The following is a 17,510-nucleotide window of genomic DNA, read 5'->3' on the forward strand; positions in this document are numbered from 1 at the left end:
CCTTACTTTCTACATTTACGTAAGCGTTTACTAAAATTATATGTCTTACTATACGTTTTCCTTGATTTTACGTCAAGAACATTCTGATATTTTCCTACTTATATCACAAAGCAAGCGATAGAATTCTTGTATAATTCTTTAACTAAAAGGCAATATCATCTGTTATAATATGTCAAAACATTCAATAAACAGGAGGTTACTATGGAAAACTCTTTGATTAAGCCTGATGACATTTGGTTATTATGGGCTTTCCTAGCTGGATGGGCAGCCGTAAGTATTTATTTAGAACAACATTACAAATGGGCATCAAAAGTATCCGGTGCAATTATCGCCTTAGTCGGGGCTATGATACTTGCCAACCTACAAGTCATTCCTCTGCAGTCACCTGCTTATGACACAGTATGGAACTATGTGGTCCCATTAGCCATTCCGCTTCTATTATTTAAGGCGAATATTAAAAAAATCTGGAACGAAAGCGGTCGGCTTCTATTTATTTTCTTCATCAGTGCTGCGGGTACTGTTGCTGGGTCTATTATCGCTTTTTCACTTCTAAAAGACTACATCCCAGGACTAGATAAGGTTGGGGCTATGATGACAGGCTCTTACATTGGAGGCGGTGTAAATTTTGCCGCATTATCTACAAAATTTGAAGCTCCTGGTGAACTTGTGTCTTCAACGGTTGTCGCTGACAACTTAATGATGGCTTTGTATTTCTTTGTACTCATGGCTTTACCTGCGATCAATTTCTTCACAAAAAATTTTAAGACTCCTTACATAGATGAAAGAAAGAGTTCAAGTAATGATGAAGCTGGTACAGAAGCCGCTTCCTATTGGGGAAGAAAAGAAATGTCCTTACAGGATATTGGTCTCGCTGTCGGGACGGCATTTGTGCTTGTTGCCGTTTCCTTTCAATTGGCAGGATGGCTGGACGGTGTTATCCCTTCCGGGGACGAAGTGAACTTTTTCTTTAATGCCTTAAATGGGATATTCGGGGATAACTACTTGATGCTAACCACTCTTACCATGCTAGCTGTAACTTTTTTCCCAAAGTACTTTGAAAGTGTCCGCGGGTCTCAAGAGATCGGTACCTATTTGATTTATATTTTCTTTGTGGTGATTGGAGTGCCCGCTTCGGTTGTGTTGATTTTTCAAAACGCACCCTTACTACTAGTTTTTGTGTTTATCATTGTCTCCAGTAATATGATTGTTTCCTTTGTTTTAGGAAAAGTATTTAAATTCAGTTTAGAGGAAGTTATTGTCGCCTCTAATGCCAATGTAGGCGGACCTACAACGGCAGCAGCAATGGCGATTGCTAAAGGCTGGACGAGACTAGTTGTTCCTATCCTTTTGGTCGGCACATTAGGCTATATTGTCGGAAATTATATTGGAACAGGAATCGGCGTATGGTTTAGTCGATTTTAGTCTTTTAATAATTGCAACAAAAGCCCGGAACCTTATTCAGACTTAAGGGACCGGGCTCTCTTATTTTCATATCACCGTTTTAAATTAGTTAACTTTCATCCTCTTCTTCCTTTTTCCTGTCTTCTTCAAACGTACCCCAGTCGTAGCCTGATTTCCCCCAGTAGTAAAGAAACATCGTAGGTGCAGCGATCAATAATATTCCTACAATCAAGTTCATATCTTCATGATCACTCCTTCCTCATCTTTATCGTATCTTTCTCAACAATTCAAACTTGAATCTTACGTTTTCCGCAAAATTGTTTAAATTATTTACTAGGTGGAATTGTTTAGAAAAAATTGCATGAAAAGATGTACCTAAGGTGAAAGCTACTGAAAAATACTTTACTAGCACATACGAACAATCAAGAGAAACGTTTCGAAATCTTATAAATTCCATTAAAGAAAAATGGCCGAAAGCTGAATTATATACAAAAAGCATTGGTAGGGAAGCGGACAATACAATCGATGTCATTTATTCAGAAGGTGGTTCCTCAAATGATCAGGTTCTCTTCTTCACTACCGGAGAACACGGAATTGAAGGGTACACGGGCGCAACAGTCACCCATCTTTTTGTAGAAGAATATTTAGAAAAAGTCAATTCAGAAACCACGGGTATTTGCCTTGTACATGCCATTAACCCCTGGGGCATGAGGAATTTCCGACGTGTTACTGAAAATAATGTGGATCTCAACCGGAATTATATATTTGAACCGGATTCCGTTCCTGAAGATGTAAACGAAAACTACGCAAAAGAATGTCAGATTTTCCAGCCAAACGAAAAAGTAAAAGATGTAACCAAGGAGAAAACTGAGCTATATGAGCAATTGAGTAAGGGAATGATGAGAGAAGGTTTTAGTGGTATTAAAAAAGCTAAAAGTATGGGTCAGTTCGAATTTGAAAAAGGCGTGTATTATGGCGGTTCAGAAGAGGAAGAGTCCGCCCAGTACATGAAAACGTGGCAGAGAAAACTGCTTGCCGAATATCCTAGAGTCATCCACATGGATGGGCATACGGCTCTAGGTCCTACCAATGAAGTGACTATGGTCGTGTCAGAACATGATGAACGTGAGGAAGAGGAGATGAAAGAACAATACAGCATGGAGAATATCGAAAAATTCACGCCTAAAAAGGTAAAAGGCGACTCTACGAACTATTTTCATAAACTTAATAAGGAAGAATATCCGGATACGTACCTTTTCTCAGCTTTGTTTGAGTTTGGTACTTTCGGTACAAGCAGAAAAGCGGAACTTAGAGAATTCACCACCATCATTTTGGAAAACCAGCTATACTGGGAAGGTGCCGAAAAGGAAGAGGATAGACAGTGGATTTTAGAAGAATTTCAAAACATGTTCTACCCTGATGAGGAAGAATGGAGAGAAGCCGTATTGAAGGAAGCACGCCTGGGCATAGAATCTGTTCTTACTCAAGAAGGAATTTTAGTTACAGCATAAACAGCAGATGTTTATGTTTACTGTAGACGGATGATTGTAGCCTTAGTGGCCAAACTAAGTCTAGAGGTGATAATAATGGAAGAACAACCAAAGAAAAAGTTTGAAATCCCGACGGAAGGTAATCAAAACGGGGAGATCGGGATGCAGAATTCTGTAAACTCAAATCAGCCTTTTGAATTTGAGAATAGCTTTTCAGGAGATTCTGTTAATGAGCATAAGAAATTAGAAGCCTTCAATGAGGATCAGGCAAAAAAGGAAATTGATCAGATCTTCAATAATTCATAAGTAGATGTAGAAAACTAAAAAACTCCGCTAGGTCTTATACCCTGCGAAGTTTTTTTAGTTTACTACTGTTTTTAAACACCAGCCCAAACATCTTTAGCGAACCGACCTTCTTTTTCAAGGTTATCTAACCATTCCACAGCATCCTCATAGGAGGTTTGCTGAATATCCTGGTATCCTTTGATCAAAGTCTCGGTTACTTGTGGGGCCATTTTACTTCCATCGCCACAAATGTACAAAAATCCTCCGTTGTTTAAAAGATCTACAAGCCGTGAGGAATCTTGCTCCATCAAATGCTGGACGTACGTTTTCTTACAACTCTCATGACGTGAGAAAGCGGTGTGCAGCGTGATTAGCCCTTCTCGCTCTGCTTTCTTCAACTCTTTCTCATACAAAAAGTCCTGTTCTGGATGACGGCACCCGAAGTATAAGTGGGCATCACCTAACGTTTGCCCCTGCTCTTTTAGAACGCGGCGTGTTTGGATAAAGCCTCGAAATGGTGCGATTCCTGTTCCTGGTCCCACTAAGACCAGTGGTGCCGCCGAATCTTCAGGGAGCTGGAAGTTGGACTGCGGTGTTCGGATGAAACAAGCCACTTTACTGGCTACTTGCCGGCAAGCCAAATAGTTGGATGCGATGCCAAGGAACTCGCCTTTTCCGCTCCATGCAGGTCCGCGAACCACGCTTACAGTCACACTCACTTTGTCCTGTTGTACTCGTGGCGAACTGGATATAGAATAATAGCGAGGTTTTAATGCTGGTAATAATGCTAAGAAACGCTCAAAATCCAATTCACAAGAAGCATATTCTTCTAGAATCTCAAGCATCGTTTTCCGTTTTTCTAGCACCTCTTGCTTGTACTTATTATCTTCCAGCCACTGTTCCAGTTCTTTTTTATGCGGTGGACAAGGGTTGCTTGCAGCTAACTCGCGGAGCTGCCTCCTTGTTGCAGGTTCTTGTAGTTCTACATAAGACATAAGCAGTTCCTTAAGCTCAATAGGTTGTTGAGTAGGCAGGTGCGCTGCTTTCCCCGCATCTTCCCCAAGCACAACATAGTCTTCCCCATTTAAGCCAAAACGCTCTAGCACACGGGTAACGAGTTTATCACTATTTTGTGGCAATACTCCCAGGTGATCTCCTTCTTTGTACATGACACCAGCAGGCAACTGCAGTTCAATGTGTCGAGTACTACGCTCCTCCATAGATAAAAGTTCTCTATTTTTTGTGACCACAGCTGTGAAAGCATGATGCTCTCGAGCAACAGGCGTGTGGGTTGATCCACTTATAAATTCCATCGATATATGATTGGATTGCTGATTCGATTCTTCAAGCTTAAGGTTAAAGGTTTTTGCTAATCGATCCCATAGGATTTCTTCCCACTTTTCAAGATCACCTTCAAAGTCTTCGTTAGCATCCCCTTCTCCACGAGTAACGATTCTCGTAGCGCCTCTGCTCTCAAGTCCTTCATCAATCAGTTTAGGAATCCTTTGGTAGGTATTCGCCCAATTACGGTCTCCACAGCCAAAAACAGCGTATTGAACACCTTTCAAATCCTCTTGTGGTGTGGATGCTACCCATTCGACAAACGAAACTGCGTTGTCCGGCGGGTGACCATTATATGAAGCCGACACAATAATCGTGGCTCCATCTACCGGAAGCTGGCCTGTATAATCATCCAGGGGAGCTGTCTCGACTTGAAATCCTTGGTGTCTTCCTTTTTCCGCAAGTTCACGACTCACACCTTCAGAAGTTCCTAAGTTTGATCCATATAATACAAGCATTGGAGTATTATGGGCATCCACCATAGTGGTCTTTGGATTATTATCTTCTACTGCTTTCTTTTCAGAATGGACAGGCATCTGAATGAAGTCAGCATTTTTTCTGGACTTCACTCTCATCGTCAATCCATCAGGCTTCAACGTTAATGTTTCTTTAACATCAAGCTCATAGTTCGAGTGATCCTCTAATTCAAAATGCTGCAATACCATGCCAAGAACAAGGGTGGCTTCGTGCAGGGCGAATTGTTGACCAATACAGGCACGCTGTCCATTCCCGAAAGGTTTATAGGCATGATGAGGGATTGAAGATGGGTCCTCAAACCGTTCTGGTTTAAAGGTTTCTACATCTTCTCCCCAAACAGACTTATCGCGATGTAGTTCTGGAATAAGGAGCGTAAATGCTTCCCCTTCTTCTACCTCATCCACACCATCAAGCGATGTATTGTCTTTTGCATACACGGAAAATGCCGGAGCTGTCGGCCATAACCGTAATGCTTCATTCAAAATCATGCGTACATATTTTAATTTCTTTACCTGTTTATACGTCGGTGTTTCTTCACCCAGCACTTCGTCTACTTCTTTATAAGCTTTCTCCAGTTTTTCTGGATTCTTCAATAAGTAATAGAGAGCAAACGACAGAAGCCCACTCGTGGTTTCATGACCTGCAATGAGGAAGGTAATGATCTGAAAACGAATGTTTTCATCACCAAGGGCTTCTCCAGTTTCTGGGTCCTTTCCTTTCAGCATATGAGCAAGCAAATCGTCTTCTCCTTGATCTCCTGTCTCTTTCCTTTCTTTAATCAACTCGTCAACCAAATCAAACATATAGTCAATATCTTCTTTGTATTGACGCTTGGATTTAACCATCAATTTATCTTGGATACCAAGTCGCTGGGTTTGGTTCATTGATTCATCAAGCGCACGCACCATCTTCTGAACAAAAGGGTGGGAGGTCTCTCGATAAAAACTATTAAAGCGATAATTAAACCCGCATAAACCAATCGTATCCAAGGTCAGGCGTGTCATATCTTCAGGCACATCGACTTCTTCCTTAGGATTAAGTCTTGCCCACTTTTGTATTAATTGGGTAGCAAGATCGACCATTTTGTCATGATAGCCCTTCATTGCCTGTTGACTGAAGCTTGGAAGAAGAATATTGTGGGCTTTCTTCCAATTTGGCTCCTCAGTCCCACTAGTGAATAAACCGTCCCCGCCGAATGAACGGACTTTTTGAAGCGCAGGGCCCAACTTTTTATCAAATCTTGTTTCATCACAAATTTCAGCAGCAAATCTTGCGCTCGACACGAAATTACTTGTTCTTCCTGGGAAATGGAATTGATAGAGTGGTCCGAGTTCCCGAGCAAGCTTCATAAAGGACTGTATTGGTTTTTCTTTATCAATTAAAGGAAGGTTTCCTAAAGGACCATAAGATTTGGGTTGAGGAAGTGTTTGTGTATTAATCTTAAAATCACCTCTTAAAAGTAAGTTAATAAAACCGGAATGAATATTCATTCCGAAGTAAATGAGAAGGAACTATGTTCCTTCATTCGTGACTGCGGACCGCATCCCAGCAGCTTTCCTCTACACCTGCCAGTAATTCTTCTGACGCTTCTATTTCTCCTGCACGGATCAATTTGTATAATTCTAAAAAACCCCCGAAAATAATAGCGATTAAGGCTTTAGATGGAAGTTCACGAATTTTATGCTCTTCCTTTCCTTTATCTAAAAAATCCCGAAGAATGGAGAGTAATTTTTCAAAGCGTTCACGACTTGTTTCATCTAAAAAGTAGGCGGCGTTATGGGTTTTAATGAAATACAATGCATGTTCATGTTCATGAGTAAACCGCACCATTCCCTCAAATAAATGATGAAATTGATCACGAATGCTGTGATCGAGTGGGTAATCTTCAAGTAGTGTATCTGTAAACAATTGTACATAATGTTGAAAAAGTGTGTTGACAAGTACTTCTTTATTTTCAAAATAGCGATAAATGGTCCCAGCTCCGACCTTCGCGTCATTTGCAATCATAGGTATGGTCGTAGCGTCAAACCCTCGCTCTGCAAACAAGTTCAAAGCACTATGAAGGATGTCCTCTCGCTTGCTTTCTGTTGTAGGCATATATAGATCCTCCCTTATCACGGAATGAATATTCATTCCACAACAGTATAAAACATGGATGTAGAAACTTCAATCGAACAATAGACTCATATGAGAACGATACCATTTTTATATTTCAAAAATATTTCTTAACAAGGTTTCCTTTTTCCAAATAAGTGGAAATCATTACAATAACTGTTTGTAAAAGGTGGTCGTAGTATGACGAAAAATCTAAGTAAAGGATGGATATTTTTCTTTGGAGCTCTTGGAGGTTTGCTTTATGGGTACGATACGGGAGTAATATCGGGTGCCCTCTTATTTATTAATGAGGATATCCCACTCTCTAACTTCCTTGAAGGGCTAGTTGTCAGCTCTCTGCTTGTAGGCGCCATTGTCGGCGCAGGAATGAGCGGCTATGTATCGGACAGATTTGGAAGAAGGCGTGTCGTATTTGTTATCGCACTAATTTATATTATAGGTGCTCTAGTTCTCGCTTTTGCACCTAACGTATCGATTTTAGTTCTGGGACGCGTGATTTTAGGTTTAGGTGTTGGCGGATCGACTGCAATTGTTCCTGTGTACTTATCCGAAATGGCCCCGACCGATTCAAGGGGTGCCCTCGCTTCTCTCAACCAACTGATGATTACCATCGGAATTGTGCTAGCGTATTTTGTGAATTATGCTTTTACTCCGATCGAGGGATGGCGATGGATGTTAGGTCTAGCATCTGTACCCGCCGTTGTACTTATGGTAGGAGTTCTGTTTATGCCAGAAAGCCCGAAATGGCTGCTGAAGCAAAACCGTGAAAAAGAAGCGAGAAAAGTTATGGGTCTTACAAGGAAACAAAGCGAAATTGACGATGAAGTTGAACAGATGAAAAAAATCGAAGCCGAAAAGGAAAGTACTTGGGATGTCTTACGATCCAAATGGGTCCGCCCGATGCTAATTGTCGGAAGCGGAATTGCCATTTTCCAGCAGTTTATCGGGATCAATGCCGTAATTTACTACGCCCCGACTATATTTACAAAAGCTGGGCTTGGAGACTCTGCCTCCATTTTAGGAACCGTTGGAATAGGAATTCTTAACGTTCTTATGACTCTGGTCGCGATCGCTACGATTGACAAACTGGGACGTAAAAAACTATTGTTAATCGGAAATGTTGGAATGGTGACAAGTCTTGCCGTATTGGCCACCATTTTATTTACGATGCAATTAACAACTAGTGTTGCTTGGATGACAGTCGTTTTCCTCGGTTTGTTTATTATCTTTTTCTCTGCCACCTGGGGACCAGTCGTCTGGGTCATGCTGCCTGAACTGTTCCCAACAAAAGCTAGAGGTGCAGCAACGGGTTTTACGACCTTGCTATTATCTGCAGCTAATTTAATTGTCTCATTATTTTTCCCGATTCTGCTTGGAGCCATCGGTACGGCCTGGGTCTTCGTTATCTTTGCAGCGATTGGTGTGCTTGCCTTCTTATTCGTAGCCAAATATGTCCCTGAGACAAAAGGCAGAAGCCTGGAAGAGATTGAACGTGACTTGCGAGGTCATGCTTCTTAAGAGTAGGTTCTGTTAATCGATATGGTTGATTTATTATGTCAGATTTCTTCAGTATAATAGCAGTAGTCTCAAAGACTTGATTTCGAGATGTTTGTGGGGATGTAGGGTCGTTGGGGAAGGATTCGCTTTCCTGCGAGGGAACTGGCAAGCCTACTCGTTCGCTGTGCTCTCTGTGGGGTCTCGCCTCGCTCCTTCTTCCGCAGGAGTCACCCTTCCCCAACGTCCCTTGCTGATGAGGTTCTGGAAATCTTGCTACGTAGAATTTACTATCCGTTGCATGAGAATCGTTGGCAATGCAGAATCTTCAATATAACGAACCTTCACATGCTTCAATTCAGAAAAAATCGTTTAACTTTATATCGTATGGTGGATGGGAAAACGGCGAGACTCGTGTGGGATGAACATGGTAGATGAGACCCCGGAAAACGAAGTTTGAGGAGGCTCAGCACATGCCCACGGAAAGGGAGTCGTTTTCCCATCCACCATATTTCTCGTGAAAGCCTTGAAACTGTGTCTTCAAGATAAGGAGACTTATATTGAAGAGGGATATTCCTTTGATGTTGGCTATTTATTAACCACATTTTTTAAAAACACAACTTCAAGGAAGAAAATGACCACAGATCGCCACTTAAGAAGTGACGCTCTATTTTTTTACCCTTATGTGTTTTTAGGTTCTCTAGCAAGGACCACATATACACTCATCCGCTCGGTTCCTGTGTTCTCTAGACTGAGCAATTCTTCCTTACTGCAGTGGATGGTGTCTCCTTTTTCTATTTTATATACATGATCGTCAATTTTGCATTCCCCTGTTCCATCAAGCATCAATAAATAAACCTGTGTGTATGGATGGCTATGGGAAGGCAGCAGTTGCCCTGGCATAAAATTTAGAACGAACGCCTTACTCTTCTCTTCTTCAAATACCATTTGTTTGGTCATACGGTTTTCATCGAACTTCTGAAACTCCCTAATTGAATGAACAGGCATATGTTCTCCTCCTTTAAGCGTTTTCAATAGTACTCACAGGACTGAATGCTTCGTTAATGGTTTTCATAAAAGGGATAGGTCCACAAAAATAGAAATCTTTCTTGTTATCTTTTAGGATTGTTTGTAACCACTATAAATCTATGAACCCTTTATTTCATAATTTTTGTCCAGTTGATCTGCTTCAGTCGGATTCGAATAACATACGTATGATTGCACATTTTCACATGTAACTGCCAGGTTTTTGATATGTGGTAACCAATCTTCTAATTCAATGCTAGAATATTCTGGCAGCAAAAGCAATATTTAAAATACACCTTTTATCGATTTTCCTTCAGTAAGCGGGCCAATACATTCGCGTGATTATAAGTGGTTTCCTTTGATCCAAAAAGGATCGTCACTTTTTGATCTTGTGCATATTCCTTAAGTGTTTGGAACCCTTCCTGTTTCTTCTGGTCATTCTCCAACTCTTTAGTATAGAGACGTTCAAATTCTTCAAACTTATCATTCTCATGATTGAACCATTGCCTTAACTCCTTGCTAGGAGCAACTGACTTTAACCATTCGTCCAGCTGGGCTTTTCCTTTTGAAACTCCTCTAGGCCAAATTCCATCCACTAAAATACGGAGACCGTCATCCTTTGAAGGATCCTCATAGATTCGTCTCGTTGTAATAGGCATCTTCTTATCCTCCCTCTAATTACATAAATAAAAGAACCCATCTACTATGCATAAATGGGTTCTTTCTCGGGCATTTTTACTTTTCTTCAATAGGTTCATCAAATAAGTCGGTAAATTTAGCAACATTTTCGTAGCTGAATTCAAACGCCATTCTTACTTCACCAAAACCTGGCTGGAAAAAATAGCCTTGAACCTCGTAGCTGCTATTGTTTTCTCTAACTTTTGTAAGATGGAAATATCTTTGAATATATTGAGCCATCTCTTCAAGTTTTTTATTCCGTACTTTTATCCATTGCTCTTTTAGTTCTTCTGTTGGAAAGTCAGATTCCTTTAGCATTTGTTCACTCCTCTACGGAAATCAATTCTCTGAAAACTGTTTCTGTCATTATAATATAAAAGCTCACACTTATTTTCAACTGCTAGCTTTAAATGTCTGTTAGATTAATAGATTTATTTTCAGAGTTTACTAAAATTATTATATGAGGAAATCGTTCTATTAGCACTTATCTTTGTCGTTTAATCTTTTTTCTTTACTGAATATAGGATTATTAATTTTAAAATAAAGTATATATTATTATTTCGTAATTTTAGGATTTTGTTATGTTAAATGGATTAAAGCCTGACTAAAAGAAAAAACAAGTCCCCCAATTGAGACTTGTTTTACGAATGGTACAAAAAAACAGTTAAGTTTTCGTATTCATCAATCGTAGCTAATAAGATATCACTTAGTTTAACGTCCTTATAGTTGGCGAAGAGTTTATTTAGAAGCCATGCTTCATCTTTTCCAATTTCGTGCAATTTTACATAATCAATTTTTCTTTCTTTAATGGTGGTTTGAGGAAGTTGAAATGGCTTCAGTGGCGTTCCAAAAGTCGAAGGAGTAATCGGCTGGTACTCACTTTTTAAAAAGATTGAAATTTGTCCCCCTGGCTCCCATAACGCAAGCGCTACTTTCTCGATATCTTCCGTGTTTTTCTTCCGCAACTCTGACATAAGGACATCAACTGAAATTCTTGCTTTATTCATATTTTTCGAAAGGATCTTCCCGTTCTCTACTAAAGGGTATGGCGTAGGTATAAAAAGTTTTCTTATTCTGCTAGACCTCAAACTCAGTAAAATACCTAGTAAATATAAGACCAATATCACACACATTGTAATCATAGATCCTTTTAGCCCCAGTCCTTCATCGGAAAGAGGGTGTGCCATAATATTACCAATCAGCAGGATTATGACCATGTCCAAAATCCCGAACTGTGAAATTGAACGCTGCCCCATAATTTTAGCCAGGATAAGAAAAAAGAGAAATCCAATTACGGCTCTTAACGCCCACTCTATAGAGTTCAGCGATTCTTGAGAATTGAAAAATTCCATTTATGTAGTCTCCTTAAAAAAGGTTACTGGTATAGTTTGCACCATTATCAAAGAGATTATAAAAAGAGAAACGCCTCGAGTCTTACAATCCGACTCTCCCCATTAAGTTTTAGAGTGTTGAAAGCCTTACTTCTGCTGAATGAGTCCTATCCCGTTACCTGCCGGGTCTACCAAATACGCGAGAAAAAACTCATCAAAATCCATTGGCTCTCTTACCACCATCGCCCCGTGTTTTTTTGCTTTTTCAATAGTTTCTTCGATCGATTCCACTTCAATCTGAATCCTTGTACCGTGTGGATAATCTTGCGGCCCCTTACTGATCCCGCCGCTTAAACTATGCTCTTTACGGAATGAAACAGTTCTGTATCCCCACCTTGGTTCAGAAATTTCCCACCCAAACACTGAGGAATAAAACGCTGCTGCTTTTTCTGGTTCCTGACTATTGATTTCAAACCCAACTACTCTTCCCATTCTAAACCTCCCCATATTTTTTGCTAATGATCGACACTTTATATTCATTCGCTTCTAACTTACTCATTCCTTTTATTATGCTCAAATTGTTTTTAGAATTTTGCCCCCTCATTATCGTATAGAAAACAGAATTCATAAGAATATATGGAATTATTTTTAAAATCAAGGTGTTGTTATCGAACAATTACGTGATATAATACCGATAACATTCGGATATAGTTTTCATATAATAGCAGGAATATGGCCTGCAAGTCTCTACCGGCTTACCGTAAATGAGCCGACTATGAAAAGCAGTTTGATGATGAAACCCCCTGTGTATAGGTGGTCTTTTGTCATTTCTTTTGTGTTTTCCAAGCGCGAAAAGACTTGCTTCCCTCTTAGTCGGGTAGAAGCAAAGCTTTCGCGCATTTTTTTATTTATCTTGAGAGGTGGTCATCTACATGGAATTACTTGAACAAAAGATTTTAACAGAAGGAAAAGTTTTATCTGAATCTGTCCTCAAGGTGGATTCCTTTTTAAATCATCAAATCGACCCTAGGCTAATGAAACAGATTGGCGAGGCATTCGCTCATCGTTTTTCTGATGCAGGTGTTACGAAGGTATTAACTCTTGAATCTTCTGGAATCGCTCCCGCTCAAATGACTGGATTAAGTTTAGGGGTACCAGCGATCTTCGCAAGAAAAAGAAAGTCCCTTACTTTAAACGATGGGCTCTATTCGGCCGAAGTGCATTCATTTACAAAAAACGTGACTAATGAAATTTCTGTTTCAAAAGAATATCTATCGTCTGAAGATACGATTCTTATCCTTGATGACTTTCTTGCCAATGGACAGGCGGCTAAAGGTCTGATCAATCTCGTTCAGCAATCAGGAGCAACTCTGGCCGGAGTAGGAATTATTATTGAAAAAGGATTCCAGGACGGAGGAAAACAACTTCGCGAGCAAGGGGTCCGAGTCGAATCCTTAGCAACGATCGCTTCATTAAATCATCACACCGTTACATTTTCGAAAGAGGGTGCATCTGTATGAAAACGACAACACTAGCCATTCAACATTTGCTTGCCATGTATGCCGGTGCTATTCTGGTTCCGCTCATAGTAGGTGGAGCGTTAAATTTAACTTCTGATCAGCTCACTTATTTAGTTGCTATCGACATCCTTATGTGCGGGGTTGCGACCATCCTGCAGGTAGTTCGAAATCGCTTCTTCGGAATCGGACTTCCTGTTGTGCTTGGGTGTACATTTACAGCGGTCGGTCCGATGATTGCAATCGGCGACCAGTATGGGGTATCTGCTATTTACGGATCTATCCTCGTTTCAGGTCTATTTGTCATCTTAGTCAGCCGCTTCTTCGGGAAATTGGTTCGCTTCTTTCCTCCAGTAGTGACAGGCACAGTCGTAACCATTATTGGAATCACATTGATTCCTGTAGCCATCAATAACATGGGAGGCGGCGAAGGAGCGAGTGATTTTGGATCTATCCCAAACCTTTCATTAGCTTTTGGAACACTTTTATTTATCGTCGTTTTATACCGGTTCACAAAAGGGTTTGCCCGTTCGATTGCCATATTGCTTGGCATTTCTGGTGGTACACTAGCTGCTTCTTTCATGGGAAAAGTCGATTTCTCTTCCGTAAGTGAGGCTTCTTTTTTCCATATGGTCCAGCCTTTATATTTTGGTATGCCCACTTTTCAATGGTCCGCTATCCTAACAATGATTCTTGTCGCCATGGTTTCACTCGTTGAATCCACTGGTGTTTACTTTGCCCTTAGTGATATGAAAAACAAGAAATTAGAAGAATCTGACCTTTCTAAAGGGTATCGAGCTGAAGGATTGGCAATCTTACTCGGAGGATTTTTTAATGCCTTTCCATATACAGCTTTTTCTCAAAATGTCGGGCTGATGCACATGACTGGTGTCAAATCACGTAAAGTCATCTTCGTTATGGGTATCATGTTGATCACTTTAGGCTTCATTCCAAAAATTGCAGCGTTGACGACCATTATTCCGACACCTGTTCTGGGTGGTGCGATGGTTGCAATGTTCGGTATGGTCATCGCCCAAGGAATTAAAATGTTAAGCAGGGTCATCTCCGAATCCCCAGAGAACTCTATGATTGTTGCATGTTCTGTAGGAATGGGACTTGGGGTAACGGTCGTACCTGAATTGTTCGCTAAGTTACCGGAAAGCTTTCAAATCCTCACGAGCAATGGAATTGTGGCAGGAAGTTTAACTGCGATCGTTTTAAATATTCTCTTTAATATGGTGCCAGACCCAGCAAAGAAGAAAGTAGCTCATTTGCGAGAAAAGAGTGCATAAACCACTATTAATTTCGGTTACGTTAGAGGGATGTTTCCATTCCTTAGTACCAGGATAGCCGCCCTTCTGGATAATTAATCTCCATTTGAATGGGTTCGTTAGGCTGATGAGAACGGGTGTGGATGGGAAACGTCGAGACTCCCGCGGGAGAAGGAGCTAGGCGAGACACCGCAGGGAGCGCAGCGAGGGAGGAGGCTTGCCAGTTCCCCCGCAGGAAAGCGAGTCGTTTAACAGCCACCACCAAACCTCTACAATGTGAACGAACCTAGTTATCTTGAAGTCGAGTGTTCCAGATCACTGCTATATTCTTGAATAGATAATAAGAGCCAGCGGGCATATTACCCTGCTGGCTCTTTCTCGTATTGTTTACTTTCTTGTGAATGTTTCTGAGATCACTACTCCACGTTTTGCCATTTCCCCGATATAAATATCTCCTGGCACAATTTGTTCAGGAGGGCAAACTCCACGCTTGGTGATCGTTTGATGACCAATCAACTGGGCAACAACAGAGATGGTGTTAGCCGTCGCGCGGGCCATAGCGGTAACTTGATTCTCTCGGTCTTTGTATGTGATCATCTCATATTGATAGGTAGTCTCTTTACCGTCTTGCTTTCCTCCAACTTCCACACGCAGAAGAACGACATCGTCTTTATCCTTTAGATCTACAATTGGATCAATCGTTTTTAATAAAACTTCACGTGTTTTCACTTTCGTTCCATTCACTTCTACTTCATAGTCGCTTCCGGTCAAATTAAGATCTACTAAAAGCTTCATTTTTTCTGCATGACCTGGATAGCGAATGGTCTTATACTCTAAAGTATCGATATCTGGATAGGACTTCAGTAAAGTAGAAGTTCCTCCAGATGTATGAAAAGCCTCAAGGGGGCCGAACCGTTCAAAGTAGAGCGGTTCAAGTTCTGTCAACGATGTCACTTCCTGTAGCTTTCCGTTTCTAATAATGGTTGATGGATCTGTATAGTGATCCAATAAGCCTTCCATTGAAAAGACGTGGTTGTATTCAATCGGAGGCTCTGGCTTAACCGGAATCCCTCCGACAAATAACCGGATAGAGTGTAGATGATCGAGCTTACTAGCGCCATATCCAGCTAGTATATTGATCATTCCTGGTGCTACCCCAAGGTCAGGAATCACAGTCACCCCGGCTGCTTTAGCACCTTCATCGTGCTCTAGCACTTTGTCCGTGATATGACCAATGTGACCACCGAGATCGACGGAATGCACTCCAACTGAAATCGCTGTTTTAGCAACAATTTCATTAAATGAGTAAAATAAGGCATTGATGACAACATCAAAATTCTGAATAAACCCAGCCAATGCCTGCGTGTCCCCCGCGTCTACCTGATAGGCTTGAATCTTAGGGGAATGCAGTGATTGACAGACCGCCTGGGCTCTTGTCAGGTCGATATCTGCTAGTCCGACCTTCTCCACTCCTCGGCTATGGACTAAATCTCGTGCCGCTTCTTTTCCCATCAATCCAGACCCTAGAACAGCTACTTTCATCGTCTGCACTTCCTCTCCCTTGGATTACATAAGCCTCTACTCCACATCAATTTGGGCCCGCTGAAGTTTCCCGCTAAAATCTACGTATATGGATTTCCATTCAGTAAACACATCCAGCGCTGCCAATCCGGAATCCCGGTGTCCGTTCCCGGTTCCTTTTGTACCTCCAAATGGCAGGTGGATTTCCGCCCCTGTCGTCCCTGCGTTTACATAAACAATTCCTGTGTCTAAATCACGCTGTGCCTGGAACACTTTATTGACGTCACGTGTAAATATCGAACTGGATAGTCCATACTCCACGCTATTATTGATTTCAATCGCTTCTTCCAAACTTTTAATAGGAATCAGAGAAACGACTGGTCCAAAGATCTCTTCCTTTGCAATCCGCATATCAGGAGATACATCCGTAAATAGGGTTGGAGCGAAGTAATGACCTTTGGCAAAAGCTCCATTCTCCATAATGTAACCGCCTGCTAAAAGCTTGGCTCCCTCATTTCTTCCAATTTGGATATAGCTTTTTATTTTATCTAGCCCGCCTTGATTAATAATGGGTCCTACTTTAATTGATTCATCTAGTCCATTACCAATAGAAAGCTTGGCCATCTCATTCAGTAAGCGCTCTTCTAGTTGATTCTTCAAACTCTCATGGACCATCACTCGGCTGCACGCTGTACAGCGCTGACCGCTTGTCCCGAACGCACTCCATAAAATCCCCTCTACGGCCAGGGTTAGATCGGCATCATCCATCACGATGACGGCATTCTTTCCACCCATTTCTAAGGAGACCTTTTTCAGTTTCTCCCCACACTTAGATGCAATTCTGCGGCCAACGTTGTTAGACCCAGTGAATGAAATGACGCGAATATCATCTTGCTCGATCATCGCTTCCCCAACGCCCGAACCTGAACCGAATACAACATTGATGACCCCGTTTGGAAGTCCTGCTTCTTCAAAAATTTTCGCAAGTTCAAACGCCATGATCGGCGTTTCTGTTGCCGGTTTCCAAACGACTGCATTTCCCGCTACAATGGCAGGGAATGATTTCCACGTTGCGATCGCAATCGGGAAGTTCCATGGTGTAATGATTCCGACAACCCCAACTGGGGCCCTTACACTCATGGCAAATTTATCTTTCAACTCAGAAGGAGTGGTCTGTCCAAACAGTCTTCGTCCTTCCCCGGCCATATAGAAAGCCATGTCTATACCCTCTTGGACTTCACCACGAGCTTCTTCAATCACCTTTCCGTTCTCCATCGTCAACAGTTGGGCGAGATGCTCTTTTCTATCCTTCATAATCAGTCCTACTCGGTAAAGCACTTCCGCACGCTGCGGTGCCGGCACGAGAGCCCATCTCTTTTGAGCTTTTTTCGCTGATTCTGTGGCAGATTCCACATCTTCCTTATTGGATAATGGAACTTGGACGAGCGTTTCTTTATTGGCAGGGTTTTTTACCGCCGTGAACTTTTCTGTAGAAGGCTCTACCCATTCCCCATTAATAAAATTGAGAAGTTTTTCTTGTTTCATGAGCTTTTGATTCATCAT

The 17,510-nt window shown here is 41.4% G+C and carries 16 protein-coding genes and 1 riboswitch; of the genes, 6 read left to right on the top strand and 10 right to left on the bottom strand.

All coding sequences use genetic code 11. The annotated features are described in order from the left end of the window. The first annotated feature begins 201 nt into the window (after positions 1 to 201). The gene (locus HM131_RS13130) at positions 202 to 1,422 is read left to right on the top strand and encodes a DUF819 family protein (RefSeq protein WP_085030193.1); all 1,221 of its coding nucleotides are present in this window, start codon (positions 202 to 204) and stop codon (positions 1,420 to 1,422) included. An 88-nt stretch (positions 1,423 to 1,510) separates the two neighbouring features. Here HM131_RS13130 and HM131_RS21180 read toward each other — a convergent pair whose 3' ends face one another. Beyond that, positions 1,511 to 1,639, bottom strand: a complete 129-nt coding sequence (locus tag HM131_RS21180; RefSeq protein ID WP_269749094.1) for a hypothetical protein — start codon at positions 1,637 to 1,639, stop codon at positions 1,511 to 1,513. 142 nt (positions 1,640 to 1,781) lie between these two features. Between HM131_RS21180 and HM131_RS13135 the strand changes: the two genes are divergently transcribed. Next, positions 1,782 to 2,912 (top strand): M14 family metallopeptidase, encoded by a 1,131-nt coding sequence (locus tag HM131_RS13135; RefSeq protein ID WP_085030194.1) that lies wholly within the window; start codon positions 1,782 to 1,784, stop codon positions 2,910 to 2,912. Between the two features lie 75 nt (positions 2,913 to 2,987). Continuing rightward, positions 2,988 to 3,197 carry a hypothetical protein gene (locus tag HM131_RS13140; protein WP_085030195.1) on the top strand — a complete coding sequence of 70 codons (210 nt, stop codon included), beginning with the start codon at positions 2,988 to 2,990 and terminating at the stop codon, positions 3,195 to 3,197. Between the two features lie 71 nt (positions 3,198 to 3,268). On the opposite strand, the gene HM131_RS13145 is transcribed toward HM131_RS13140, so the two are convergent. Both HM131_RS13145 and HM131_RS13150 read right to left on the bottom strand, forming a co-directional pair. Next, complete coding sequence (locus HM131_RS13145; RefSeq protein ID WP_085030196.1) at positions 3,269 to 6,484, bottom strand: bifunctional cytochrome P450/NADPH--P450 reductase; 3,216 nt, start codon at positions 6,482 to 6,484, stop codon at positions 3,269 to 3,271. 31 nt (positions 6,485 to 6,515) lie between these two features. Further along, positions 6,516 to 7,091, bottom strand: a complete 576-nt coding sequence (locus HM131_RS13150; RefSeq protein ID WP_085030197.1) for a TetR/AcrR family transcriptional regulator — start codon at positions 7,089 to 7,091, stop codon at positions 6,516 to 6,518. A 198-nt stretch (positions 7,092 to 7,289) separates the two neighbouring features. Between HM131_RS13150 and HM131_RS13155 the strand changes: the two genes are divergently transcribed. Then, positions 7,290 to 8,627: a sugar porter family MFS transporter gene (locus tag HM131_RS13155; protein ID WP_085030198.1), complete on the top strand. Its 1,338-nt coding sequence runs from the start codon at positions 7,290 to 7,292 to the stop codon at positions 8,625 to 8,627. Positions 8,628 to 9,284: 657 nt separating this feature from the next. Here the strand turns inward: HM131_RS13155 and HM131_RS13160 are convergent. The 5 genes from HM131_RS13160 to HM131_RS13180 all read right to left on the bottom strand — a co-directional run bounded on the left by HM131_RS13160 (position 9,285) and on the right by HM131_RS13180 (position 12,130). Further along, positions 9,285 to 9,611: a cupin domain-containing protein gene (locus tag HM131_RS13160; protein WP_085030199.1), complete on the bottom strand. Its 327-nt coding sequence runs from the start codon at positions 9,609 to 9,611 to the stop codon at positions 9,285 to 9,287. Positions 9,612 to 9,928: 317 nt separating this feature from the next. Next, the gene (locus HM131_RS13165) at positions 9,929 to 10,288 is read right to left on the bottom strand and encodes a DUF488 domain-containing protein (RefSeq protein ID WP_085030200.1); all 360 of its coding nucleotides are present in this window, start codon (positions 10,286 to 10,288) and stop codon (positions 9,929 to 9,931) included. A gap of 76 nt (positions 10,289 to 10,364) precedes the next feature. After that, complete coding sequence (locus HM131_RS13170; RefSeq protein WP_085030201.1) at positions 10,365 to 10,625, bottom strand: hypothetical protein; 261 nt, start codon at positions 10,623 to 10,625, stop codon at positions 10,365 to 10,367. Between the two features lie 323 nt (positions 10,626 to 10,948). Then, positions 10,949 to 11,659 carry a DUF421 domain-containing protein gene (locus HM131_RS13175; RefSeq protein ID WP_085030202.1) on the bottom strand — a complete coding sequence of 237 codons (711 nt, stop codon included), beginning with the start codon at positions 11,657 to 11,659 and terminating at the stop codon, positions 10,949 to 10,951. Positions 11,660 to 11,785: 126 nt separating this feature from the next. Further along, a complete protein-coding gene (locus tag HM131_RS13180; RefSeq protein ID WP_085030203.1) occupies positions 11,786 to 12,130 on the bottom strand; it encodes a VOC family protein in 345 nt (114 codons plus the stop codon). Positions 12,131 to 12,332: 202 nt separating this feature from the next. Beyond that, positions 12,333 to 12,434: riboswitch (purine riboswitch) on the top strand. 136 nt (positions 12,435 to 12,570) lie between these two features. Here HM131_RS13180 and HM131_RS13185 point away from each other — a divergent pair. Further along, positions 12,571 to 13,158, top strand: coding sequence for a xanthine phosphoribosyltransferase (locus HM131_RS13185; protein ID WP_085030204.1), 588 nt, complete (start codon positions 12,571 to 12,573; stop codon positions 13,156 to 13,158). After that, positions 13,155 to 14,447 carry a nucleobase:cation symporter-2 family protein gene (locus HM131_RS13190; protein ID WP_085030205.1) on the top strand — a complete coding sequence of 431 codons (1,293 nt, stop codon included), beginning with the start codon at positions 13,155 to 13,157 and terminating at the stop codon, positions 14,445 to 14,447. Before HM131_RS13185 ends, HM131_RS13190 begins: the two co-directional genes overlap by 4 nt. A gap of 366 nt (positions 14,448 to 14,813) precedes the next feature. Here HM131_RS13190 and HM131_RS13195 read toward each other — a convergent pair whose 3' ends face one another. After that, positions 14,814 to 15,977 carry a saccharopine dehydrogenase family protein gene (locus HM131_RS13195; RefSeq protein ID WP_332308708.1) on the bottom strand — a complete coding sequence of 388 codons (1,164 nt, stop codon included), beginning with the start codon at positions 15,975 to 15,977 and terminating at the stop codon, positions 14,814 to 14,816. Positions 15,978 to 16,004: 27 nt separating this feature from the next. Then, complete coding sequence (locus HM131_RS13200) at positions 16,005 to 17,507, bottom strand: aldehyde dehydrogenase family protein (RefSeq protein ID WP_085031992.1); 1,503 nt, start codon at positions 17,505 to 17,507, stop codon at positions 16,005 to 16,007. Positions 17,508 to 17,510: the final 3 nt, after the last annotated feature.

This window comes from Halobacillus mangrovi (assembly GCF_002097535.1).
Taxonomy (GTDB): Bacteria; Bacillota; Bacilli; order Bacillales; family Halobacillaceae; genus Halobacillus; species Halobacillus mangrovi_A.